Annotated in this window: 23 protein-coding genes; 11 read left to right on the top strand and 12 right to left on the bottom strand. The window is 60.9% G+C overall.

Annotated features, from left to right (window positions below):
• Positions 1 to 2: 2 nt before the first annotated feature.
• A complete protein-coding gene (locus JFT44_RS04990; RefSeq protein WP_057440589.1) occupies positions 3 to 1,757 on the bottom strand; it encodes a bifunctional alpha/beta hydrolase/class I SAM-dependent methyltransferase in 1,755 nt (584 codons plus the stop codon).
• Between the two features lie 10 nt (positions 1,758 to 1,767).
• Positions 1,768 to 2,391, bottom strand: coding sequence for a CDP-alcohol phosphatidyltransferase family protein (locus JFT44_RS04985; RefSeq protein WP_057961223.1), 624 nt, complete (start codon positions 2,389 to 2,391; stop codon positions 1,768 to 1,770).
• Between the two features lie 216 nt (positions 2,392 to 2,607).
• On the opposite strand from JFT44_RS04985, the gene JFT44_RS04980 reads away from it, so the two are divergent.
• The 4 genes from JFT44_RS04980 to cfaB all read left to right on the top strand — a co-directional run bounded on the left by JFT44_RS04980 (position 2,608) and on the right by cfaB (position 5,813).
• On the top strand, positions 2,608 to 2,862 hold the full coding sequence (locus JFT44_RS04980) for a hypothetical protein (protein WP_057440587.1): 255 nt from the start codon (positions 2,608 to 2,610) through the stop codon (positions 2,860 to 2,862).
• Positions 2,863 to 2,924: 62 nt separating this feature from the next.
• A complete protein-coding gene (locus JFT44_RS04975) occupies positions 2,925 to 3,770 on the top strand; it encodes a DUF692 domain-containing protein (protein ID WP_057961222.1) in 846 nt (281 codons plus the stop codon).
• Positions 3,761 to 4,543, top strand: coding sequence for a DNA-binding domain-containing protein (locus JFT44_RS04970; RefSeq protein ID WP_057961221.1), 783 nt, complete (start codon positions 3,761 to 3,763; stop codon positions 4,541 to 4,543). The genes JFT44_RS04975 and JFT44_RS04970 overlap by 10 nt, the downstream gene beginning before the upstream one ends.
• Before the next feature lie 85 nt (positions 4,544 to 4,628).
• Positions 4,629 to 5,813, top strand: coding sequence for a C17 cyclopropane fatty acid synthase CfaB (gene cfaB / locus JFT44_RS04965; RefSeq protein ID WP_120734377.1), 1,185 nt, complete (start codon positions 4,629 to 4,631; stop codon positions 5,811 to 5,813).
• Positions 5,814 to 5,874: 61 nt separating this feature from the next.
• Here the strand turns inward: cfaB and cls are convergent, their stop codons facing one another.
• Positions 5,875 to 7,314, bottom strand: coding sequence for a cardiolipin synthase (gene cls / locus JFT44_RS04960; protein WP_057961219.1), 1,440 nt, complete (start codon positions 7,312 to 7,314; stop codon positions 5,875 to 5,877).
• A 130-nt stretch (positions 7,315 to 7,444) separates the two neighbouring features.
• On the opposite strand from cls, the gene JFT44_RS04955 reads away from it, so the two are divergent.
• Positions 7,445 to 7,966, top strand: a complete 522-nt coding sequence (locus tag JFT44_RS04955) for a DUF3617 domain-containing protein (protein WP_057961218.1) — start codon at positions 7,445 to 7,447, stop codon at positions 7,964 to 7,966.
• A 14-nt stretch (positions 7,967 to 7,980) separates the two neighbouring features.
• Here the strand turns inward: JFT44_RS04955 and JFT44_RS04950 are convergent, their stop codons facing one another.
• The 5 genes from JFT44_RS04950 to JFT44_RS04930 all read right to left on the bottom strand — a co-directional run bounded on the left by JFT44_RS04950 (position 7,981) and on the right by JFT44_RS04930 (position 11,652).
• The gene (locus tag JFT44_RS04950) at positions 7,981 to 9,318 is read right to left on the bottom strand and encodes a dihydroorotase (RefSeq protein ID WP_057961217.1); all 1,338 of its coding nucleotides are present in this window, start codon (positions 9,316 to 9,318) and stop codon (positions 7,981 to 7,983) included.
• A gap of 2 nt (positions 9,319 to 9,320) precedes the next feature.
• Positions 9,321 to 9,881: a DapH/DapD/GlmU-related protein gene (locus JFT44_RS04945; RefSeq protein ID WP_115129320.1), complete on the bottom strand. Its 561-nt coding sequence runs from the start codon at positions 9,879 to 9,881 to the stop codon at positions 9,321 to 9,323.
• On the bottom strand, positions 9,878 to 10,303 hold the full coding sequence (hisI, locus tag JFT44_RS04940; protein ID WP_198817633.1) for a phosphoribosyl-AMP cyclohydrolase: 426 nt from the start codon (positions 10,301 to 10,303) through the stop codon (positions 9,878 to 9,880). Before hisI ends, JFT44_RS04945 begins: the two co-directional genes overlap by 4 nt.
• Positions 10,300 to 11,205, bottom strand: coding sequence for a GTP cyclohydrolase FolE2 (gene folE2 / locus JFT44_RS04935; RefSeq protein WP_198830402.1), 906 nt, complete (start codon positions 11,203 to 11,205; stop codon positions 10,300 to 10,302). Before folE2 ends, hisI begins: the two co-directional genes overlap by 4 nt.
• A 78-nt stretch (positions 11,206 to 11,283) precedes the next feature.
• Positions 11,284 to 11,652, bottom strand: coding sequence for a glutamine synthetase (locus JFT44_RS04930; RefSeq protein ID WP_128593105.1), 369 nt, complete (start codon positions 11,650 to 11,652; stop codon positions 11,284 to 11,286).
• Between the two features lie 126 nt (positions 11,653 to 11,778).
• Here JFT44_RS04930 and dksA point away from each other — a divergent pair, with 126 nt between their 5' ends.
• Genes dksA through JFT44_RS04910 form a run of 4 tightly spaced genes read left to right on the top strand, consistent with a single transcriptional unit; the run spans position 11,779 to position 15,070 of the window.
• Positions 11,779 to 12,183, top strand: coding sequence for an RNA polymerase-binding protein DksA (gene dksA / locus JFT44_RS04925; protein WP_057961215.1), 405 nt, complete (start codon positions 11,779 to 11,781; stop codon positions 12,181 to 12,183).
• A gap of 26 nt (positions 12,184 to 12,209) precedes the next feature.
• Complete coding sequence (gene zigA, locus JFT44_RS04920) at positions 12,210 to 13,418, top strand: zinc metallochaperone GTPase ZigA (protein WP_186625693.1); 1,209 nt, start codon at positions 12,210 to 12,212, stop codon at positions 13,416 to 13,418.
• Positions 13,418 to 14,062, top strand: coding sequence for a DUF1826 domain-containing protein (locus tag JFT44_RS04915; protein WP_057440577.1), 645 nt, complete (start codon positions 13,418 to 13,420; stop codon positions 14,060 to 14,062). Before zigA ends, JFT44_RS04915 begins: the two co-directional genes overlap by 1 nt.
• A 45-nt stretch (positions 14,063 to 14,107) precedes the next feature.
• Positions 14,108 to 15,070 carry a CobW family GTP-binding protein gene (locus tag JFT44_RS04910; protein ID WP_198830414.1) on the top strand — a complete coding sequence of 321 codons (963 nt, stop codon included), beginning with the start codon at positions 14,108 to 14,110 and terminating at the stop codon, positions 15,068 to 15,070.
• Here JFT44_RS04910 and JFT44_RS04905 read toward each other — a convergent pair.
• Positions 15,064 to 15,456 (bottom strand): DUF3301 domain-containing protein, encoded by a 393-nt coding sequence (locus JFT44_RS04905; RefSeq protein ID WP_057440575.1) that lies wholly within the window; start codon positions 15,454 to 15,456, stop codon positions 15,064 to 15,066. The genes JFT44_RS04910 and JFT44_RS04905 overlap by 7 nt on opposite strands.
• Before the next feature lie 116 nt (positions 15,457 to 15,572).
• Here JFT44_RS04905 and pdxY point away from each other — a divergent pair, with 116 nt between their 5' ends.
• On the top strand, positions 15,573 to 16,445 hold the full coding sequence (gene pdxY, locus JFT44_RS04900) for a pyridoxal kinase PdxY (RefSeq protein WP_057440574.1): 873 nt from the start codon (positions 15,573 to 15,575) through the stop codon (positions 16,443 to 16,445).
• A 56-nt stretch (positions 16,446 to 16,501) separates the two neighbouring features.
• On the opposite strand, the gene JFT44_RS04895 is transcribed toward pdxY, so the two are convergent.
• A complete protein-coding gene (locus JFT44_RS04895; RefSeq protein ID WP_057961210.1) occupies positions 16,502 to 16,987 on the bottom strand; it encodes an acyl-CoA thioesterase in 486 nt (161 codons plus the stop codon).
• A 295-nt stretch (positions 16,988 to 17,282) separates the two neighbouring features.
• On the opposite strand from JFT44_RS04895, the gene JFT44_RS04890 reads away from it, so the two are divergent.
• Entirely contained in the window at positions 17,283 to 19,046 is a 1,764-nt protein-coding gene (locus tag JFT44_RS04890; protein ID WP_057961209.1) for a cation:proton antiporter, read from the top strand.
• Positions 19,047 to 19,098: 52 nt separating this feature from the next.
• On the opposite strand, the gene JFT44_RS04885 is transcribed toward JFT44_RS04890, so the two are convergent.
• The gene (locus JFT44_RS04885; RefSeq protein WP_198830401.1) at positions 19,099 to 19,506 is read right to left on the bottom strand and encodes an SMI1/KNR4 family protein; all 408 of its coding nucleotides are present in this window, start codon (positions 19,504 to 19,506) and stop codon (positions 19,099 to 19,101) included.
• 99 nt (positions 19,507 to 19,605) lie between these two features.
• Complete coding sequence (locus JFT44_RS04880; protein ID WP_198830400.1) at positions 19,606 to 21,105, bottom strand: surface lipoprotein assembly modifier; 1,500 nt, start codon at positions 21,103 to 21,105, stop codon at positions 19,606 to 19,608.
• Positions 21,106 to 21,153 lie beyond the last annotated feature (48 nt).

Below are 21,153 nucleotides of genomic sequence, written 5' to 3'. Positions count from 1 at the left end.
GGTCAGATCTTCTGCGCCAGCGACACGCTGAAGATGCCCCACTCATCCACACGCTGGGTGATCTTGCGAAAGCCCGCGGCTTCCACCAGTTGATCCATTTCCGCCTGGCTGCGACGGCGCATCACCCAGGCCTGGCCCTGGCGATGGCTGGTCAGGGCGCGGGCGATCAGTTCCAGTTGCGGGTGCCACGGTTGGCCGGTGTACACCAGGTATCCGCCGGGCTCCACGGCTTCGGCCAGCCCTGCCAGGGAACCACCGACCATGGCGTTATCGGCAAACAGTTCGTACAGCCCGGACACCACTGCCAGTGTCGGCGTGGGCGCCAGTGCGGCGAGGTCGGCCCGGTCAAAGGCATCGCCTTTGACGAACTGCGCAATCTCCCCCAGGCCTTTCTCGCGGATCAGCGCGCCACCGTCGCGCACGTTGATATCGCTGTAGTCGCGCAACAGGATTGACTCAGGCAGCGGCGAAACGCCCTGCAAGGCTTCCAGAATGTACCGACCATGCCCTGCGGCAATGTCGACGATACGCACTTCGCGCCCGTCGTCGCGCAGCTTGGCCATGGCCAGGCGCAACAACTCTTCAACATGCAGTTTGCGCTGGCGAATCCCGCGCCAGCCGATGGAGTTCAGGTAGTTGGTATCAATCATCCGCCCCAGCGCGCCCTTGCCGGTGGGGGTATTGCGGTACACGTAGTCCAGGGTACTGCCCGAGTCGAAGCCGGTGTCGAAGCCCAGCTTCACGCCCTCGGACAGCTTGCGGCCCAGGCCCATGCTGGCGCGGGTCATGCGCCAGTACAGGTCGCGCAGGGAGTTGTGCGGCAGCGGCGCGGCGAGGGATTCGGATTCGGCGCAGGTCGCGCCGATCTTGTCGGCGTCCAGCAGGCTGGCGCGGTCCAGCGGGTGCGCGAAGTTTTGCAGGATAAAACGCCTGGCGCTGGCCAGTGCCACGGCGCGGTCACGTTCGCCGAGGGTGTCGTGGAAAAAGCCGGGCAGGATGTGCAGTTCCTTTTTCAGGCTGCCAAGCCGCTCGAAGAACTGTTGCTGGGGTTTGCGGTGCACCACAAAGTCCGAGCCGGAGATCAGCAGTTGGGTCGGCACCTGGATCGCCTGGGCATCGGCGACCACGCGGTCGGCCGCTTCGTACAGGCCCAACAGCACATTTACCGAGATCGCCTTGGTGATCAGTGGGTCTGTGTCATAGGACGCGACACGCTCGGGGTCATGGCTGAGGAACTTGGCCTTGACGTAGCTGTTGACGAAAAAATTGCCGCGAAAGCGCCGCATCAGCGCCAGGCCCGGGCGAGCGAAGGGCACGTAGAGCTTGACCTTGAACGCCGGGGAGGCGAGCACCAGGGCCCTGATATTCGGGGCGTAGTCGTGGACCCAGGTGGCGGCAATCACTGCGCCTACGCTCTGGGCGATCACTGCAAGGTTTTCTGGCGCGATGCCATAGGTGGCGCCGATATGGTCGCAGAAGGTCTGCACGTCCCGCGCGCTGGTGGCAAAGCTCGGGCTGTCGCCACGCTCGCCGGGGGACTGGCCATGGCCGCGGGCGTCCCAGGCGAAGAAATCGAACTGTGGCAGGTCCAACTCGTCCACCAGGTGCGCAATGCGCCCGGAATGCTCGTGGCCACGATGGAACAGCAGGATCGCCTGGCGTGGCTCAGGCCCGGTGGCACTGGTCGCGGGCCAATGCCGATAGAAAAGCTCTACGCCGTCATGGGTACTGAAGGTGTGCTGTTGCTGTTCGCGCATCGCAAGATCCTTATGCCGTCGGAGAGATGTCGGATTGTTCTTTGAGGCCCTGGCGCACACGGTTGACTAGGGTGTAGGCGAGCAATGCCGCCACCAGCCACATCACCCCGTCGACCCAGCCGGCGCCGAGCCAGCCCAGGGCCACGCCGGTGGCGAGTACGCCAAGGACAAACGCCCGATCACTCTTGCCCATGGGCCCGTCGTAGCGGCGCGAGGCACCGACCATCGGCCCGAGTACGCCGGCGTATTCGCTGAACACCGCCAGCAGCGTCACCAGCAACACCGGCGCCAGGCTGACCCCGGGGAGCAGGGCAAATGGCAGGATCAGCGCGCTGTCGGCGATCACGTCGCACAGTTCATTGAGGTAGGCGCCCAGGCGTGATTGCTGGCCGAATTCCCGGGCGAGCATGCCGTCGATGGCATTGAGGGCCATGCGCAGGATCATCCACAGCGGGATCAGTACGAACACCCAGGCGTGCTGGGCGAACCCCGCGATCAGCAGGCCGACGAGCAACGACACGATCCCGGCCAGCACGGTGATCTGGTTGGCGGTGGTGCCGTTGTCATACAGGCGCTGCACCAGGGGCCGCAGCAGGTTTTGAAAACGCGGTTTGAGCTGATAGATCGAAATCATGAGGGTGACGCTTCCTTGTCCGTGATCCCACGAAAAATCTGCTGTGAGTGTGACGATAAATCGCGGTGCGCACTAGTGATGGCTCCTACAACGGTTCAGGAAACCAGGAAAATTTTCACGGCGCTGTAACGCCCCTGCGGCACCTCACTCTAGTGCTGTGTCGGGACTGGACAAACCGTTCAGCCGACCCCCTACAGACCCATGAGGAATACCACAATGAACTTCAAGAACGCTGTTTCCGGTGCTGCCCTGGCCATTGCTGCCGCCACGATGTTTGCCGGTGTCGCGACCCAGGCGCAGGCCGCCGATGAGGCGAACGTGCATTGCTACGGCGTGACCTCCTGCAAAGGCATGAACGACTGCAAGACCGCTGAAAACGCCTGCAAAGGCCAGGCTGTCTGCAAGGGCCATGGCTTCAAGGCAATGACCAAGGCCGCTTGCGATGCGGCTGGCGGCAAAGTCGGCGAGTAACCGCGAATACGTGATCCCGCAGCGGTGTGCACGTCGCTGCGGACACTTTCCAGGAGTTCGTCATGTCGGTATCGGTTCCTTGCCTGGGCTACGGCCTGGGGCTACGCAGTCATTACTATCAACACATCATCGAGCAGTCGCCGGAGGTGGACTGGTTCGAAATCGTCTCCGAGAATTATCTGGTCCAGGGCGGCAAGGCCCTGTACTACCTGGACGCCATCGCCGAGCGTTATCCGCTGGTGATGCATGGGGTGTCCCTGTCCATTGGCGGCCCCCATGCCCTCGATAGGGACTACCTCAAGCAACTCAAGCAATTGGCCGACCGGGTCAAGCCGGCATGGGTCTCCGATCACCTGTGCTGGAGCCGGGGCAACGCCCATCAACTGCATGACTTGTTGCCGCTGCCCTACACCGAAGAAAGTCTCTACCACGTCGCCACCCGTGTGCGGCAGGTACAGGCGGTGCTGGAGCGGCCGCTGGTATTGGAAAATGTCTCCAGCTATGTGCGATCCAAGGCCGATGAATTCACCGAGTGGGAATTTCTCAGCGCCTTGAGCCACCTCAGCGGTTGCGAGCTGCTGTTGGACGTCAACAACGTGTATGTCAGTTCGCGCAACCATGGCTTCGACGCCTGGACCTTTATCCGCAACCTGCCGCCGCAGAGCATCCGCCAACTGCATTTGGCCGGGCATATGGACTACGGCGACTACGTGGTCGATACCCATGACCATCCGGTGTGTGATCCGGTGTGGCAGCTGTTTCAACAGACACTGGAACACCTGGGGCCAGTGGCGACGTTGCTGGAGCGCGATGACCATTTCCCGCCGTTTGCCGAGCTGCTCGACGAGTTGGGCAAGGCCCGTGAGTTGGGGGCGGATGCCTTGGCCCGGAGGTCGCTATGCGCCTGACCGACTGGCAACTGGCGTTTGAACGGCATTTATTGGCAGACGCCGACGACACTGGCTTTGCCGGCACCTTGATCGGTGGCCCGACACTGGATGTCGACACCGGCCTGGCGATCTACCACAACGCCTATCGGGCCCGTTTGCTGGAAGTGATGCAGGGGGATTTCCCGGCGGTGTGGCATTGGCTGGGGGACGACGAGTTTGCCGGGCTGGTGGTGGCCTATGTGCAGTGCTATCCATCCACGCATTTCAGCCTGCGCTGGCTGGGGCAACGGTTTGCAGACTTTATCGACGAGCATCTGGTCGCCGAACAAGCCGCCCCCCTGGTGGAGCTGGCGCGCCTGGAATGGGCCTTTACCCTGGCGTTTGATGCGCCTGCGGGCCAACCCCTGACTCTTGAAGACATGGCCCGGCTGGCGCCCGAGGCCTGGCCGTTATTGCAGGTTGAGTGGACGCCGGCGGTGCAGCAAGTGCTGTGTCGCTTCAACAGCCTGCAGATCTGGCGTGCGGTCAAGGCGCAGGCTGGGTTTCCCGGTAGCCAGGCGTTGCCGCTGGCCGAGGTGTGCCTGATCTGGCGTCACCAACAGGTGTGCCGTTACCGGAGCCTGGAGCCTGCCGAGGCGTACGCCCTGGCCGGGATGGCCGACAGCGGGTGGAGTTTTTCAGAACTGTGCGCGGAATTGGCAGTCACTTATCAAGAGGGCGCGCCGCTGCAAGCTGTCACGTGGTTGAAACAGTGGGTTGAGGACGGTTTGCTGCAACGTCGGGCACCATAAAAGGGCGTTATCGAACCGATAGCCTGCTACTTTTTGTGGATGGTCTACCCTCATTTCGGACGTCTGAAACAAGGGGGGACTACTCATGCTCGCGCAACTTCCACCGGCCTTACAGAATCTTCAGCTACCGCTGCGTCTGCGACTCTGGGATGGCCATGAATTCAACCTGGGCCCGGAGCCCAGCGTTACCATCGTGGTCAAGGATCCGGTGATGGTGACGCAACTGACCCACCCCACGCTCGATTCCCTGGGCGCTGCTTTCGTTGAAGGCAAGCTGGAGCTGGAAGGCTCGATCAGCGATGTAATCCGGGTGTGTGACGAATTGAGCCACGCCCTGCTCGAGGAGGACGAGCACGCCGGCCCGGTGCGTTCGATTCACGACAAGGCTACGGATGCGGCCGCGATTTCCTACCACTATGACCTGTCGAACGAGTTCTACCAGCTCTGGCTGGACCGCGACATGGCCTATTCCTGCGGTTACTTCGAGACCGGCAGCGAATCCCTCGACCAAGCCCAACAAGACAAATTCCGCCACCTGTGCCGCAAGCTACGCCTGCAGCCTGGGGAGTACCTGCTGGATGTCGGTTGTGGCTGGGGCGGGTTGGCGCGGTATGCGGCCCGCGAGTTCGGGGTCAAGGTGTTCGGCATCACCCTGAGCAAGGAACAATTGGCACTGGCCAAGGAGCGGGTAATCGCTGAGGGCCTGGAAGACCTGGTTGAGTTGAAATTGCTCGACTACCGTGACCTGCCCCAGGACGGGCGGTTCGACAAAGTCGTCAGCGTCGGCATGTTCGAGCACGTCGGCCACGCCAACCTGGCGCAGTACTGCCAGACCCTGTTCGGCGCCGTGCGTGAAGGGGGGCTGGTGCTCAACCATGGCATCACCGCCAAACATACCGATGGCCGCCCGGTGGGGCGCGGTGCCGGCGAGTTTATCGAGCGTTACGTGTTCCCCAATGGTGAGCTGCCGCACCTGGTGATGATCAGCGCCGAAATCAGCGAAGTCGGCCTGGAAGTGGTCGACGTGGAAAGCCTGCGCCTGCATTACGCACGCACCCTCGACCACTGGAGCGAACGCCTGGAAGACAACCTGGAGGCGGCGGCAAAAATGGTCCCGGCCCAGGCACTGCGTATCTGGCGCCTGTACCTGGCGGGTTGCGCCTATGCGTTTGCGCGTGGGTGGATCAACCTGCACCAGATCCTGGCGGTCAAGCCCCATGCCGATGGCAGCCATGAGTTGCCGTGGACGCGGGAAGATCTCTACCGCTGAGCCAACCGATGGCTGAGTGTGGGAGCTGGCAAGCCAGCTCCCACCTTCTGTCCGGCGCAATTTATAAGATAGGGGAAATCAGCCGCGCCACGCGCATGCCCAGTTGCTGCAGGCGGCGGGTCTGCTGGCTTTCTTCCTGGCTGGTTTCGTGGGCCTGGGCGAAGTCATCCAGCAGCATGTGTTCCACCTCGCTGGCGAAGGCTTCGTCGACTGTCAGCAACATCACTTCGAAGTTGAGGCGGAACGAACGGTTGTCCAGGTTCGCACTGCCGATGGCGCTGATTTCCCGATCTACCAGCACCACTTTCTGATGCAAAAAACCCGGTTTGTAGCGGAACACCCGGACCCCGGCGCGCACCGCTTCAATCGCGTACAGGCTGGAGGCGGCATACACAATGCGATGGTCGGGGCGTGACGGCAGCAGCAAGCGCACGTCCACGCCACGCAACACCGCCAGGCGCAGCGCGGCGAATACCGCCTCATCGGGGATGAAATACGGGCTGGTGATCCACACCCGCTCAGTCGCCGCATGAATGGCTTCGACGAAAAACAGCGAACAGGTTTCATACGGGTCCGCCGGACCGCTGGCCAGCAATTGGCAGAGCACGCCGTCATCGGCATAGGTATCGGGCAGGATCAGCGGCGGCAGTTCGCGCGCGGCCCAGAACCAGTCTTCGGCAAACGATTCTTGCAGGCACGCCACCACGGGGCCGCTGACTTGCACATGGGTGTCGCGCCAGGGGGCGAGCGGCGGCTTCTTGCCCATGTATTCGTCGCCGACGTTATGCCCGCCGACAAAACCGGTCAGGCCATCGACCACGACAATCTTGCGGTGGTTGCGGAAATTCACCTGAAAGCGATTGAGCCAGCCGCTGCGGGTGGCAAACGCCTTGATCTGCACCCCGGCATCGCGTAGCGATTGCACATAGCGGTGGGGCAGGGAGTGGCTGCCGATGCGGTCATACAGCACGTAGATGGCTACACCTTCGGCGGCCTTGGCCCTGAGCAGTGCATGCAATTGGCGCCCCAGTTCATCGTCATGAATGATGAAGAACTGCACCAACACGGCAGTCTTGGCGGCGCGGATGGCGTCGAAGATGGCGCTGAAGGTGGCGTCGCCATTGACCAGCAAACGCACCTGGTTGTTCGCCAGGCACGGCATGCGTCCCAGCTTGGGCATGGCGCGCAGGGAGGCGTAGGCCTGGGAGTTACGTGCAGCCAGGGCTTCTTCGACCCAAGGGCGCCAATTCAACTCAGTGATTGCCTTGTGCATTTCCTGGTTGGCCTGGCGCCGCGCCTGGATATAGGCGTCGAAGCTGCTGCGGCCAAAGATCAGGTAGGGGATCAGCGTCAGGTACGGCATGAACATCAGCGACAGTGCCCAGGCGATTGAGCCTTGGGCGGTACGCACGGTGAGCACCGCGTGCAGGGCAGCCAGCGAGCCGAGAAAATGCAGGGTTGCGATGAAGTAGCCAAGCAAGTGCGGGCCGAAGAAATCCATGGGCAACGGTACTCCTGACAATCCAATGCGTAACAGACCATGTTCGGCGGCGATTGTCGCTATTTTATTGAGCATGCAACGCCGACCACTTTACGACGTCTAACGCCGACAATTACCCAGGAGTTACCCGATGAATGCTCGTCTGCTTGGTTTGGCCATGGTTGTTGGTTTGACGCTGCCGGTGGCAGCGCAGGCGCAGATGTTGGCGCCGGGCTTGTGGGAATTGACCACCAGCAATATGAAAGTCGATAACCAGAATCTGCCGGACTTGTCGTTGATCCTCGGTCAACTGAAGCAACAGATGACCCCGGAACAACGCGCAATGCTGGAAAAACAAGGCATCACCATGGCTGGCAAGGGCGTGCAGGTCTGCCTGACCCCGGCCCAGGTGGCCTCTGATTCCATCCCGCTGACCGACCCGCAATCGGGTTGCAAGCAAGAGGTCACAGACAAGACCGGCAACCAGTGGAAATTCCGCTTCAGTTGCCCGAAAGCCCAGGGCACTGGCGTGGCCACGTTCCAGAGCCAGAAGGCGTTCACCACCACGGTCAACGGTACTTTCAATGCCACTGGCGTGCAGCAGAACGGCAGCCTCGACACCCATGCACAGTGGCTGGGCAACGACTGTGGCACGGTCAAACCCCGGGCCTGAACGGCTCCTGGGTTTTAGCGCAGAAAATGCAGGGGCAGCCCCTGGCAACTGTCGATCACCTGCCCCTGGTGCCAGGCCACATGGCCTGACACCAGAGTAGTGCTGACGCTATGGCGAAAGCTGCGCTCGGCAAAGGGTGTCCAGCCGCAGCGGGCGAGGATCGGTTGGCTGCTCACCGGTTTGCCTTCGGGCTCGGGTTTGATCAGCACCAGGTCGGCCCAGTAGCCCTCGCGCAGGTACCCCCGGTCGGGAATGGCGAACAGGTCGGCAACGCGATGACTGGTTTTCGCTACCAATGTGGTCAGGGGCAACAGGCCGTCCGCCACCAACTCCATCAACGCCGGTAGCGCATGTTGCACCAGGGGTAACCCCGCTGGTGCCTCGCGGTATGGCCGCTGTTTTTGCTCCCAAGTATGAGGTGCGTGGTCGGTGCCGATCACATCCAGGCGATTGCTCAGCAGTGCCAGGCGCAGGGCATTGCGGTCGGCCCGGGTTTTGATCGCCGGGTTGCATTTGATCTGGTGGCCGAGGCGGGCGTAGTCGCGGTCGTCGAACAGCAAGTGGTGCACGCACACTTCTGCCGTGATGCGTTTTTCTGCCAGCGGTTTATCTTCAAATAACGACAGTTCCCGGGCGCTGGTCAGGTGCAGCACATGCAAGCGCGTGCCGTGGCGGCGCGCCAGCTCCACGGCCAGGGATGAGGACCGATAGCAGGCTTCGGCGTCGCGAATCAGCGGGTGGGCGACGGCGGGGATCGCCTCGCCAAACCGGTTTCGCAAGCGTTGTTCATTGGCCTGGATGCTCGGCGTGTGCTCGCAATGGGCGAGGAGAATGGTCGGCACCTCTGCAAATAAACGCTCCAGGACGCGTGGATCATCCACCAGCATATTGCCGGTGGAGGCGCCCATAAACACTTTGACCCCGGCGACCTGCCGCGGATCAAGGGCAGCCACGGTGTCGAGGTTGTCGTTGCTGACACCAAAGTGAAACCCGTAATTGGCTACCGAGTGCAGTGCGGCGCGGCGTTTTTTGTCGGCCAGAGCTTCCAGGGTCAAGGTCGCGGGCTGGGTGTTGGGCATATCCATGAAACTGGTAATGCCCCCGGCCACTGCGGCGCGGGACTCGCTGTAAAAACTGCCTTTGTCCGGCGCGCCAGGTTCGCGGAAATGCACTTGGTCGTCGATCATGCCCGGCAGCAGCCATTGGCCTTGGGCATCAATCTCAATCTCGGCCGTTTGCCCCTGGATGCTGCCGGCGATTTTTTCGATACGGCCGTTGGCGACCAGCACGTCGGCATCGAATTCCTGGCCTTCATTCACCAGGCGGGCGTTGCGGATCAGCAAGCGGCTCATGTTTAGAACTCGTTTTGCAGGGCTTTGTAGCCGCGCACCAGGTCGACATTGGTACGCGCCACGTCTTCGGAAAACTCCGATGCGCTGACGCTCACGGGCGGGAACTGCGACAGGTCGGTGTTGGGGCCGATGCGCGTGGTGGACGGCACATAGAACGCGGCGGGCAAGTCGCGGCCATCGACCACCGAGTTATGCCGCACCACGCAGCCATCACCGACCACACAGTTGAACAGCACACTGTTGAAGCCGATAAACACCCGGTCGCCGACAGTGCAGGGGCCGTGGACAATCGAGCGATGGGCGATGGAGCTGAACTCGCCGATAGTCACCGCCGCACCGGATTTGGAGTGGATCACCACGCCGTCCTGGATATTGGAATTGGCGCCGATGGTGATCGGGTCCATGTCGCCGGTGGCATCGACTTCGTCGGCGCGGATCACCGCATAGGGGCCGACAAATACGTTCTCGCCGATGATCACCTTGCCGCAGATGATCGCGGTTTTATCGACGTAGGCCGACTCGGCAATGACCGGCAGATCGCCGGAAGGATTCTTGCGGATCATGCTTTAGGTTCCTTGAGAGGCGCGGTGATGATGTGCAGTTGATCGTTTTCGATAGCGTTGTAAAAACAGGTGGGTCGGCCGGTGTGACAGGCAGGACCTTGTTGGTCGACGATCAGCAACACGGCATCGCCGTCGCAATCCAGGCGTGCTTCGATCAACTGCTGCTGGTGGCCAGAGCTTTCGCCTTTGCGCCACAACTGCTGGCGCGAGCGTGACCAGTAGCAGACCTGGCCGCTGGCGAGGGTCTCGTCGAGGGCCTGGCGGTTCATCCAGGCCAGCATCAACACTGCGCCGCTGCCGTGTTGCTGGGCGATGGCGGCGATCAGGCCGTCACTGTTCCACGGCAGGGCATCCAATACGGGGGCCAGGGGAAAACGGCTACCCACGGCTGCCGCTTCCAGGTCGAGCATCGTCAGTTTCATGGGGTGCCCGAGGTGCCTCTCGTCCAATGGCTTTCGGCCACGGCGTCATGGGCGTGCAGGCTTTCGGCGTGGATGACTTTGAGTTGAATGGCTTGCACCGCATCCGAGCGTTTCAGTGCCAGGTTCAGGCGGCGCGCGGCGTCTTCGCAAAACATGAGGTTCTGGCCGTTGGCGAGGGCGAACGCCTGTTCATCGGCGCGCTTTACAGCGGTTTGCACGGCGGTGCCGAGGGCTGCTTCGGCCTGGTCGATCAAGGCCGTCAGGGGCAAGGCTTGGACGTCCGGTTGCAGATGGACCTGCAACAGCGCACTGCTGCGTTGGCTATGGGGCGTGGCGACGATGCCATTGGCACTGCCAAGCCAGGCCACTACATCTTCGTGTTGCAACGACTTGTGGCCGAAGTGATCGACAAATTGCTGTTGAATCAACTGCCTGGCGAGGGCCGCAGAGCATGGGCAGGTGGAAGAGTAGGTCACGTCAATTTTTAGTTCCACGTGGAACATCTGTTTTTCCAGACGCGCTTCGATGGTCACCGGGTAAGTCTTCCAGCCCGATAGCGGGCTGACCAACGCCGGGCGTTTGAGCAGCAAATCGGTGTGAATCCGCAGGTAGGCGCTGCTCGATAACCCTTCATGGCTATCGAGAAATCGCTGCAACACCTGACGCAGCAGCGCCGGTTGCAGGTCTTGTTGCTCGAGCATTTCCAACGCCAGGTACAGGCGCGACATATGAATGCCCCGCGCCTCGCCGTCATCCAGGCTCACGCCGGCATCGGCCTTGGCACTCAAACGTTGGCCGTCGATCAGGATGGGAAGAGCAATGCCGCACATACCCACCCAGTCGAGGGGCAAGGCTTGGCGAGAAGCCTGCGCGGCGATATCGGGCAGAGTCAGCGCATTCATGAGCAGGTCCATCGTTGGAGATAATCTGACATGTTATAGTATAACAATTAGATCGACGATGATTTTTCTACGATCGCTCTAGCACCCGCTGATACGGCTGCAGGTGAACTTGGCGCTGGAGCCTCCGGAACTGGAGAACCGGTTGATCGTGGTCCAGCCCACACGCCGTGTGTAGCCGACCCACGCCTCACCGTCTGAGGCCAGACCGGTAAAGAACGTCAATTGGCCGTAGCGGCTATTGGTCTGCGCCCAGTAACGCTTGCCGATCACCTCGAATCCGCGCAAATACGTGGTGTTGCCTGCGGTCGCGACACTGTAGGCATTGCCCTGGGCATCGACACAGGCCAGCAGGGTGGCGCTGCGGGTGCATGTGGCCAGGGGGCTGGCTACTTGGGCGCCGGCCTGGGTCGCTACCAGCAGCAACACACCCCATAACAGGGATTTCATCGCGTTTCTCGGGGCCTGGAGGCGTTCAAGGATTGCGCCCTTCGTCGTGACGGGCAAGAGGGGATTAGCTTATTTGCATTGTTATACTATAACATCAAAATACAGCCTGACCCGTGAACCGACCTGATGACTGAACAAGACCTGCTCGCTCAACCACCTGCTGATTATATGAACGAGGCCCAGCAGGCCTTTTTCCGCGAGCTGTTGTTGGCTCAGCGCTATGACCTGCAAGCGCGCATCGAAGCCGAGTTCATCGTGCTGCGCGAGCAGGAGCCCCATAGCGATCCCGCCGATGTCGGCAGCGCCGAAGAACAGCGCCAATGGCAACTGCGTCTGCTGGAGCGGGAAAAGAAGCTGCTGGACAAGATCGACGAGGCCCTTGAGCACCTCGCCCGTGGTGAGTACGGCTGGTGCCGTGAGACAGGCGAGCCGATTGGCCTCAAGCGCCTGTTGCTGCGGCCCACGGCCACCCTGTGTATTGAAGCCAAAGAACGTGAAGAGCTGCGCGAACGCCATCAACGGGCGATTTGACCGGCCAACCTGATGAGGAACACCCGATGACCGACCGTCTACCCGTAACCGTGCTGTCCGGCTTTCTCGGCGCCGGTAAAAGCACGCTGCTCAATTACGTCCTGCGCAACCGCGAAAATCTGCGAGTGGCGGTGATCGTCAACGATATGAGCGAAATCAACATTGATGGTGCTGCGGTACAGCGCGACGTCAGCCTCAATCGCGCCGAAGAAAAACTGGTGGAAATGAGCAACGGCTGCATCTGCTGCACTTTGCGCGAAGACTTGCTCGTTGAGGTCGGAAAGCTCGCCAGGGAGGGTCGGTTCGATTACCTGCTAATCGAATCCACTGGCATTTCCGAACCGCTGCCCGTGGCAGAAACCTTCACCTTTCGCGATGAAAACGGTCAGAGCCTGGCCGACATTGCGCGTCTGGACACCATGGTCACCGTGGTCGACGGCATGAACTTCCTGCTCGACTACCAAGCCGCCGACAGCCTGGCGTCACGGGGCGAAACCCTGGGTGAAGATGATGAACGTTCCATCACCGACCTGTTGATCGAGCAGATCGAGTTTGCCGACGTCATCCTTATCAGCAAGATCGACCTGATCAGCAGCCACGAACGTGAAGAACTGGTGGCCATCCTTGAACGCCTGAATGCCCAGGCGCGCATCATTCCCATGGTCATGGGCGAAGTGCCGCTGGCCGAGATCCTCAATACCGGGCGTTTTGACTTCGAGCGCGCGGCCCAGGCGCCGGGCTGGCTGCAGGAACTGCGTGGCGAACATGTGCCGGAGACTGAAGAATATGGCATCGCCTCCACGGCCTATCGGGCGCGCCGGCCATTCCATCCCCAGCGTTTTTTCGACTTTATCGACCGCCCGTGGGTCAACGGCAGGCTGCTGCGCTCCAAGGGATTTTTCTGGCTGGCCAGCAAACATCGCGACGCCGGCAGTTGGTCCCAGGCCGGTGGCTTGATGCGCCATGGTTTTGCTGGTCGCTGGTGGCGCTTTGTGCCCAAGAGCCAATGGCCCGAGGACCAGCAAAGCGTCGCGGCGATCATGGAGAACTGGCAACTGAGCACCGGCGATTGCCGCCAGGAACTGGTGTTTATCGGGCAGAACATCGACTTCGTGCGCCTGCGCGCGGAGTTGGACGCGTGCCTGCTGACCGACGATGAAATGGCCCAGGGCGTCGAAGGTTGGCGCCTGCTGGTCGATCCTTTTGGCCCTTGGTATGAGGAGGCAGCCGCCTGATGTTGGCCCCTGTGATTCAACTGCGCCCGGTGATTCGCCAGACCCGTGGTGAAACCCCGTTGGCGCTCGCCGATATCCTCGATAACGGGGTGAACCTGGCGCTGTGGCAGCGTCAGTTGCCGCTGCATATCGCCGAGTTTGGTGCGTTGCTGGTCTCGCTGAACGAGCCGCTGGCAGAATCGCTGGTGGTTGAGTTGGACAGTGAAGATGCTGAGCCCAACTTGCAGGGCTTGGCCGCAGGTTGTCGTGACCTTGAGGGCTACGACGGGTTTATCGCCGATGTGGCATGGCTGGTCAGCGCCTTTGCCTGCCTGCTGGGCGCCAAGCGTATTGGCGTGCGGTTAAGGCTGTTGGACAAGGCCATGTGCCCGCGTTTTCACGTCGATCATGTGCCCGTGCGCTTGATCACCACCTATGCCGGTATCGGCAGCCAATGGTTGCGCGAAGGGGTGATGGACCGACGTCAGTTGAGTCAGGCGGACGCGGAGCCCACCGAGCGCATCGAACAAATCCACTGCGGTGAAGTCGCCCTGCTCAAAGGCGAAAAGTGGCGTGGCAATGAAGGCTACGGCTTGATTCATCGTTCGCCGGCGCTGGCCGCCAATGAACGACGGCTGATTCTGACGCTGGATTGGCTGGCATAACCGGGTAGGATCAATCGTCTCTACACGGCCTGAATAATGTCCACGATGCTGCAGAATATTCCCACGCATGTGATTGCCGGCCCCTTGGGGGCTGGCAAGACCAGCTTGATCAAGCACCTGTTCACCCAGCGCCCGGCCAATGAGCGTTGGGCGGTGTTGATCAATGAGTTCGGGCAGATTGGCCTGGATGCTGCGCTGCTGACTCTGGATGACGACGGTATTGCCATCGGCGAAGTGGCCGGTGGCTGTTTGTGCTGTGTGAATGGTGCGCCGTTCCAGGTAGGGCTAGGCCGCCTGCTGCGTAAGGCCAAGCCGGACCGCCTGTTTATCGAACCCTCAGGGTTGGGGCACCCGGCGCAATTGCTGGCGCAGTTGCGCCAGGCGCCCTGGCAAACCGTGCTGGCCGTCCAGCCTTGTGTGCTGGTCCTGGATGCCCAGGCACTGGCGGCAGGCAGACCGTTGCCCGACGCGCAACGCGAGGCATTGGCCAGTGCCGGGTTGCTGGTGCTGAACAAGGAAGAAGGGCTGAATGCCGCGCAACGCAGCGTTATCGAAAACACGTTACCGGCCTGCGAGGTTTACTGGACTCGGCAGGCGCATCTGCCATGGGGCCGGCTGCCAGGATTCGGCGCACAGGCCGGAGCGCCTGTGGATAACTTTGAAGTGCCCAAGGGGTTGACGCAAATCCCGGCAATCTGGAGCGATCCGTGCGTGCCGATTTGCCTGCACCAGGCGCAGGCAGGCGGCTGGAGCATCGGTTGGCGCTGGCACCCGAGCCAGCAGTTCGATCCCGCGTTGCTGCGGCAATGGTTGCAGGGCCTGGACTGGCGCCGTGCCAAATTGGTTATCCACAGCGCCGATGGTTGGGTTTCGGCCAACGCTGTGGATAACACCATGCTCACTTGGCAGCCCAGCGAATGGCGCCGGGACTCACGCATCGAGCTGATCTTCAGCGAAAAGCAGGACGTGGCAGAACTGCAAAAGGCCCTGGCCGCTTGCCGTCAGTGACGGCTCTTGCCGTGCTCCTGACGCCACTGGCTCAGTTCAATCACTTCGGCGCTGGGCGGCGGGGTCTTTATTTCAAACGGGTAGGGCGCCAGTTCGATCTGCGCACTGTGGGCCCCAAACTGGGTGATGGTGCCAGGGTGGCGGGCCTCACCGGTCACGGTGAACTCAAAGTTGTAGACCCGCGCCAAACGCCGGCGGCCGCTGGCGTCCTTGACGAAGCCGATGCGTTTCAAGGCCACGGCGCCGTCGAGCAATTCGATGTCGAGCTTGGCGCAATGCTGTTTGACCCTCTCCAGCGCACGCTCGCGCAAGCCGTGGTTGTGCCACACCCAGGCGGCAGCCGCCGCCACTAGCATCAGCACAAAGATATTTCCCAGGGTCAGCATGCGATTTGCTCCAACAAAGTAAGGCCAGCTTAACTGTGTCTCCGGTCTGTCGTACAGGATGCTTTTAGTCGCATACTGCGCGGCCAGAATTCAACGGTTTTACGGAAGTTTCCTGCATGAAACGCACACCTCATCTGCTTGCGATCCAGTCCCATGTGGTCTTCGGCCATGCCGGCAACAGCGCCGCCGTATTTCCCATGCAGCGAGTGGGGGTGAATGTCTGGCCGCTCAACACCGTGCAGTTCTCCAACCATACCCAGTATGGCCACTGGGCGGGAGAAGTGTTGGCGCCGCAGCAAATTCCGGCGCTGGTGGAGGGGATTGCGGCGATTGGCGAACTGGGCAACTGCGATGCGGTGCTGTCCGGCTACCTGGGCAGCGCCGCCCAGGGGCGGGCGATCCTGAGCGGTGTGGCGCGGATCAAGGCGATCAACCCCAGGGCCCTGTACCTGTGCGACCCAGTGATGGGCCATCCGGAAAAAGGCTGCATCGTACCCCAGGAAGTCAGTGATTTTTTGCTGGACGAAGCGGTGGCCATGGCCGACTTCCTGTGCCCCAACCAACTGGAGCTGGACAGCTTTTGCGGGCGTAAACCGCAGTCGCTGTTCGATTGCCTGGGCATGGCGCGCGCCCTGCTGGCGCGTGGGCCCAAAGCGGTGCTGGTCAAGCACCTGGACTACCCGGGCAAGCTGGCGGATGGTTTCGAAATGCTGCTGGTGACGGCCGAAGGCAGCTGGCACCTGCGCCGGCCGCTGCTGGCATTTGCGCGCCAGCCGGTGGGGGTGGGCGACCTGACATCGGGCCTGTTCCTGGCGCGGGTGCTGCTGGGCGACAGCCTGCTGGCCGCGTTCGAGTTCACGGCGTCGGCTGTGCATGAAGTGCTGCTGGAAACCCAGGCATGCGCCAGTTACGAGTTGGAATTGGTACGGGCCCAGGACCGCATCGCCCATCCGCGCGTGCGCTTTGAAGCCACGCCGATCAGTCTGTAACACCCAAAATCCCCCTGTAGGAACTGGCAAGCCAGCCCCTACAGGGGGATTGTGTTTTACAGCGCGTCGGCTTTGATTTCCTGGTAGCGCTTCTCCAGCTCCTGGCGAATCTGCCGGCGCTGTTTGCCCTGGATAAACCGGCGCTTGTCTTCACTGTTCTGTGGCTGCAACGCTGGCACGGCGGCCGGTTTGCGGGCGTCGTCGACGGCAACCATGGTGAAGAAGCAACTGTTGGTATGGCGCACCGAGCGCTCGCGGATGTTCTCGGTGACCACCTTGATCCCCACTTCCATCGACGTGTTGCCGGTGTAGTTGACCGAAGCCAGAAATGTCACCAGTTCGCCCACATGGATCGGCTCACGAAAAATCACCTGGTCCACCGACAGTGTGACGACATAGCGGCCGGCATAACGGCTGGCGCAGGCGTAGGCCACTTCGTCGAGGTACTTGAGCAGGGTACCGCCGTGGACATTGCCTGAGAAATTGGCCATGTCAGGGGTCATCAATACCGTCATCGACAGCTGGGCGTTTCCGGGTTCCATAGCACACTCACGGTTGTAGGCATTGGTTGGGGGGGGGCACCTCTGCGGATGCTCGAATCATTACAGCGCCATCCCTAACGGGACGCCGGGACGGGGCTTGCCGTCACGCCCAGGGCGATCTGTTTCCATATATTGCACCGGCTTTCTGCCGCAAGTCGCGGTGTTACCCTTGAAAAGCCCATTTCAAGGGCATTTCTTACGAATAAGGCAGACTTTTCCTTCCGCATATTGCGCGCCGTTGTGGCGGCTGCCTGGAATTCGGGACAGTGCCAGTACCCTCAAGGAGCCCCTCGCCATGCACGCCATCAGTTTTATCCAGGACTTGGCCGTGATCATGCTCGTGGCAGGGGTGGTGACCATCCTGTTCCATCGCTTCAAGCAGCCGGTCGTCCTGGGGTACATCGTCGCCGGCTTTATCATCGGCCCGCACACCCCGCCTTTCGGCCTGATCCACGACGAAGACACCATCAAGACCCTGGCCGAGCTGGGGGTGATTTTCCTGATGTTCTGCCTGGGCCTGGAGTTCAGCCTACGCAAGCTGTTCAAGGTCGGCGCCACGGCGTTTATCGCGGCCTTCCTGGAAATCATCCTGATGATCTGGATTGGCTATGAAATTGGCCAATGGTTCGACTGGAACACCATGGATTCACTGTTCCTCGGTGCGATCCTGGCGATTTCCTCGACCACCATCATCGTCAAGGCGCTCAACGACCTGAAGATGAAAAACCAGCGCTTTGCCCAACTGATCTTTGGCGTGCTGATCGTCGAGGACATCCTGGGCATCGGCATCATCGCCTTGTTATCAAGCATCGCCGTCAGCGGCACGGTCAGCTCCGGCGAGGTATTTTCCACGGTCGGCAAGCTCTCACTGTTCATGATCGTGGCCCTGGTGATTGGCATTTTGCTGGTGCCACGCCTGCTGGCCTACGTGGCCAAGTTTGAAAGCAACGAGATGCTGCTGATCACCGTCCTGGGCCTGTGTTTTGGCTTCTGCCTGCTGGTGGTCAAGCTGGAGTACAGCATGGTGCTGGGCGCCTTCCTGATCGGTGCGATCATGGCCGAGTCCCGGCAGTTGCTGAAAATAGAACGCCTGATCGAGCCGGTTCGCGACATGTTCAGTGCCATCTTCTTCGTTGCCATTGGCTTGATGATCGACCCGCAGATCCTGCTGCAATACGCGTGGCCGATTGCGGTGATTACTGTGGCCGTGGTGCTGGGCAAGATGCTGTCCTGTGGCCTTGGCGCGTTTATCGCCGGTAATGACGGCCGCACCTCGTTGCGGGTGGGCATGGGCCTGTCACAGATCGGCGAATTTTCTTTCATCATTGCGGCGCTGGGGATGACCTTGCAGGTCACCAGCGACTTTCTCTACCCGGTGGCGGTGGCCGTTTCCGCCATCACTACGTTGCTCACGCCATACCTTATTCGTGGCGCCGACCCATTGTCCTTGAAGATCGCGGCTGTGATGCCACAGCGTCTGAGCCGGGTGTTTGGCATGTATGGCGAATGGCTGCGCAGCATTTCGCCCCAGGGTGAAGGCGCGATGCTGGCGTCGATGATCCGCAAGATCATCCTGCAGGTAGGGGTGAACCTGGCGCTGGTGGTGGCGATCTTCTTTACCGGCAGCTTTTTCGCCGCGCGCATTGGAGGGTATCTGGAAGGCTGGATCAGTGATCCGAGCTGGCAGAAGGCATTGATCTGGGGTGGTGCGTTGCTACTGTCGCTGCCGTTTCTGATTGCCGCATATCGCAAGCTCAAGGCGCTGTCGATGCTGCTGGCGGAGATGAGCGTGAAGCCGGAAATGGCTGGGCGCCATACCCAACGTGTACGGCGGGTGATTGCCGAACTGATCCCGATTCTCTCGCTGCTGGTGATCTTCCTGCTATTGGCGGCCTTGTCGGCCAGTATTTTGCCGACCAACAAGTTGCTGGTATTGATTGCGGTGGTGACGGCCGCAGTGGCTGCCGTGCTCTGGCGCTGGTTCATCCGCATCCATACGCGCATGCAAGTGGCCTTGCTGGAAACCCTGGATAATCACAAGGACACGCCGGAGCATTGAGCGTATGTGGCGAGGGGACTTTGCACATCGCCCCCTTGTCACTGGTTTTGGCTCAGCTTTCCAGCCACACGTCCCGCGCCCAGTGCCACACCGACTCCCAGGACTCTTCAGTCACCAGTTCTTCTTCGCCGGACCACAACACCACCGTGCCGTCTTCTTCGACGCAGTAGTAGTCGTCGCCATCCTGGCAAATCGGGATCAGTTCGCGAGGCACGCCAAGATCCCAGGCCGTGGCCGCGACTTCCGGCAGGTAAGTGTGGGACTGGGGGTCGGTGATGGTCACCGGCTCCAGGCTGCCATACACCACATCGCTGACGGTCAGCAGGAATTCCTTGAACACAAACGGGATGTTGATAAACAGCTGTTCTTCGACTTCCACCAACTGGTCTTCGTCGGGCAGTTCCAGAGGAACCGGTACCGGTTCGTTGGCTTCACGTAATTGTTCGATAACTTCTTCCACGGCCGGGATCCTCATGCTGAATGGCGCGGTTTATAGGGGCGTTTTATACAGTAGCTCGCTATAAGTGCAACCGCGAAATAGAAAACCCGGGGTTATTGATTAAAACTGCTTTTCCAGCTTTAGGCTGATGCTGTTTTTGTCGTAGGAATAAAGCCAATCCACATTGCTGACGACCTTGTTGTACTTGACCGTCAGACTGGGCACCACATCCATCACCGCCAGGCGTGGGGCGCGCAGGATAAAGGTGTAGCCCTGTTCATCGTCGTTGCGTCGCTCATCGACAATGGCGCTGTAGGCATCGTATTGGCGCTGGCGGTATGAGGCGAACAGCACAGCGCTGACGCCCACCTCGAAATCCTTGGCGACGCCCAGTCGCACACCTTTTTGCAGGTAAGCCTGGGTGCTGTCCCGGGCGTTGCGCTGGCTCAGGTCCACGCCGCCGAACAACGTCCAGCGCTGGGGCAGGGCCTGCCACAGAGTGGCGTAGACAGAACTGATGCCGCCGTCGAGGTTGCTATTGATTTCGTGTTTGTAGGCCATGTCCTTGTATTCGCCTTCCAGCTTGAACATCCGCGTGGCTGACAGCGTGTGAATCCATTCGCCGCGCAGCCCCCAGGCGCTGTACATGGCGTTGTCGGCGATGGTGTTGAATTCATAGGATGGCCCGAGAGCGTACTGGTTTTTCGCATCGTGATAGCTGTAGCCGGCGTTGTTAATAATTGTGCTTTCGTTGTACTTGCTCTCCTTTTCATACGCCTGGCCGTACAACAGCGAGCGCATGAACACCCCGTGATGGCCGCTAAGGGCGATGCGCTTGTTGAGCGTGGCCTCGTAATCGGTGCCGTGGGCAGACACTGCCTTGGGCAGCGAGCGTTGGACCAGAATGGTTTCTTCGGCAGTGACATAGCGATACGTCACTGTGCTTTCGGGGGACTGGTTGAGATTTTTGCCCCAGGTCGGGCCGATAGCGAAGGAGCCTTGCCAGTCTTCACGGTGATCCAGGGCCTGCTTGAAACTGTCGACGGTCTTGCCCAGGCCCATGGCCTGCGCGTCGGAGGGGCTGAGGCCACTACTGATCTGCTGAAATACGGCGTTGGACTCGCCATCCTTGCGGTTTTCGAACAGTACCCGCGCCAGCTCCAGGCGGCCCGGCAGGAAGTCGGACTGTATCGCCAGCAATTGGCGGTAATAATCTTCGGCTTGCTCCAGGTCGCCATCGGCGCGGGCCAGGCCACCCTTGGCATAGGCGGTGAGCATCGGGTCGTGGCCGGGCAAGGCGGTGTAGCGCTTGAGGTAGTCCCTGGCTTGGGGCCAGTTCTGGCGCGAGATCGACACATACACAGCACGGCCCAACTCATCCAGGGTGTTGCCCACGGTGTAGTCCTGACCGTCGATGTTCAAGAGTGGCGCGGCGCCGTCGCTGGGCATTTCATCCTTGAGCAACTCGCGCTCTTGCTGATTGGCGCGGTACTCGATGGTCTGGTTCAGGCGCAGGCTGGTGTCCTGGTCGGCAGCAAATACCGTAGGGGTTATGGACAGCAGTAGGAAAAAGGGCAAAACGTGGAGCGTGAGGGATCGCTTGCAGTAGGGCTGGGGCATTACCGGGCTCTCGGGATCGCTTCAAAACGCCAAAAGCAAGTACCTGGG

This window comes from Pseudomonas sp. MF5691, assembly GCF_016405645.1.
Classification (GTDB): domain Bacteria; phylum Pseudomonadota; class Gammaproteobacteria; order Pseudomonadales; family Pseudomonadaceae; genus Aquipseudomonas; species Aquipseudomonas shahriarae.
Note: the sequence above shows the minus strand (reverse complement) of the source record. Positions and strands in the feature narration are given on the sequence as shown.

Coding starts and splice junctions, on each gene's coding strand:
- JFT44_RS04880 (WP_198830400.1), bottom strand. CDS start 21,105: ATGCCCCAGCCCTACTGCAAGCGATCCCTCACGCTCCACGTTTTGCCC.
- JFT44_RS04915 (WP_057440577.1), top strand. CDS start 13,418: ATGTTGGCCCCTGTGATTCAACTGCGCCCGGTGATTCGCCAGACCCGT.
- JFT44_RS04890 (WP_057961209.1), top strand. CDS start 17,283: ATGCACGCCATCAGTTTTATCCAGGACTTGGCCGTGATCATGCTCGTG.
- JFT44_RS04950 (WP_057961217.1), bottom strand. CDS start 9,318: ATGAGCCGCTTGCTGATCCGCAACGCCCGCCTGGTGAATGAAGGCCAG.
- JFT44_RS04945 (WP_115129320.1), bottom strand. CDS start 9,881: ATGATCCGCAAGAATCCTTCCGGCGATCTGCCGGTCATTGCCGAGTCG.
- pdxY (WP_057440574.1), top strand. CDS start 15,573: ATGAAACGCACACCTCATCTGCTTGCGATCCAGTCCCATGTGGTCTTC.
- cfaB (WP_120734377.1), top strand. CDS start 4,629: ATGCTCGCGCAACTTCCACCGGCCTTACAGAATCTTCAGCTACCGCTG.
- folE2 (WP_198830402.1), bottom strand. CDS start 11,205: ATGAATGCGCTGACTCTGCCCGATATCGCCGCGCAGGCTTCTCGCCAA.
- JFT44_RS04990 (WP_057440589.1), bottom strand. CDS start 1,757: ATGCGCGAACAGCAACAGCACACCTTCAGTACCCATGACGGCGTAGAG.
- JFT44_RS04955 (WP_057961218.1), top strand. CDS start 7,445: ATGAATGCTCGTCTGCTTGGTTTGGCCATGGTTGTTGGTTTGACGCTG.
- JFT44_RS04970 (WP_057961221.1), top strand. CDS start 3,761: ATGCGCCTGACCGACTGGCAACTGGCGTTTGAACGGCATTTATTGGCA.
- hisI (WP_198817633.1), bottom strand. CDS start 10,303: ATGAAACTGACGATGCTCGACCTGGAAGCGGCAGCCGTGGGTAGCCGT.
- JFT44_RS04930 (WP_128593105.1), bottom strand. CDS start 11,652: ATGAAATCCCTGTTATGGGGTGTGTTGCTGCTGGTAGCGACCCAGGCC.
- JFT44_RS04985 (WP_057961223.1), bottom strand. CDS start 2,391: ATGATTTCGATCTATCAGCTCAAACCGCGTTTTCAAAACCTGCTGCGG.
- JFT44_RS04895 (WP_057961210.1), bottom strand. CDS start 16,987: ATGGAACCCGGAAACGCCCAGCTGTCGATGACGGTATTGATGACCCCT.
- JFT44_RS04905 (WP_057440575.1), bottom strand. CDS start 15,456: ATGCTGACCCTGGGAAATATCTTTGTGCTGATGCTAGTGGCGGCGGCT.
- dksA (WP_057961215.1), top strand. CDS start 11,779: ATGACTGAACAAGACCTGCTCGCTCAACCACCTGCTGATTATATGAAC.
- JFT44_RS04980 (WP_057440587.1), top strand. CDS start 2,608: ATGAACTTCAAGAACGCTGTTTCCGGTGCTGCCCTGGCCATTGCTGCC.
- cls (WP_057961219.1), bottom strand. CDS start 7,314: ATGGATTTCTTCGGCCCGCACTTGCTTGGCTACTTCATCGCAACCCTG.
- JFT44_RS04975 (WP_057961222.1), top strand. CDS start 2,925: ATGTCGGTATCGGTTCCTTGCCTGGGCTACGGCCTGGGGCTACGCAGT.
- zigA (WP_186625693.1), top strand. CDS start 12,210: ATGACCGACCGTCTACCCGTAACCGTGCTGTCCGGCTTTCTCGGCGCC.
- JFT44_RS04910 (WP_198830414.1), top strand. CDS start 14,108: ATGCTGCAGAATATTCCCACGCATGTGATTGCCGGCCCCTTGGGGGCT.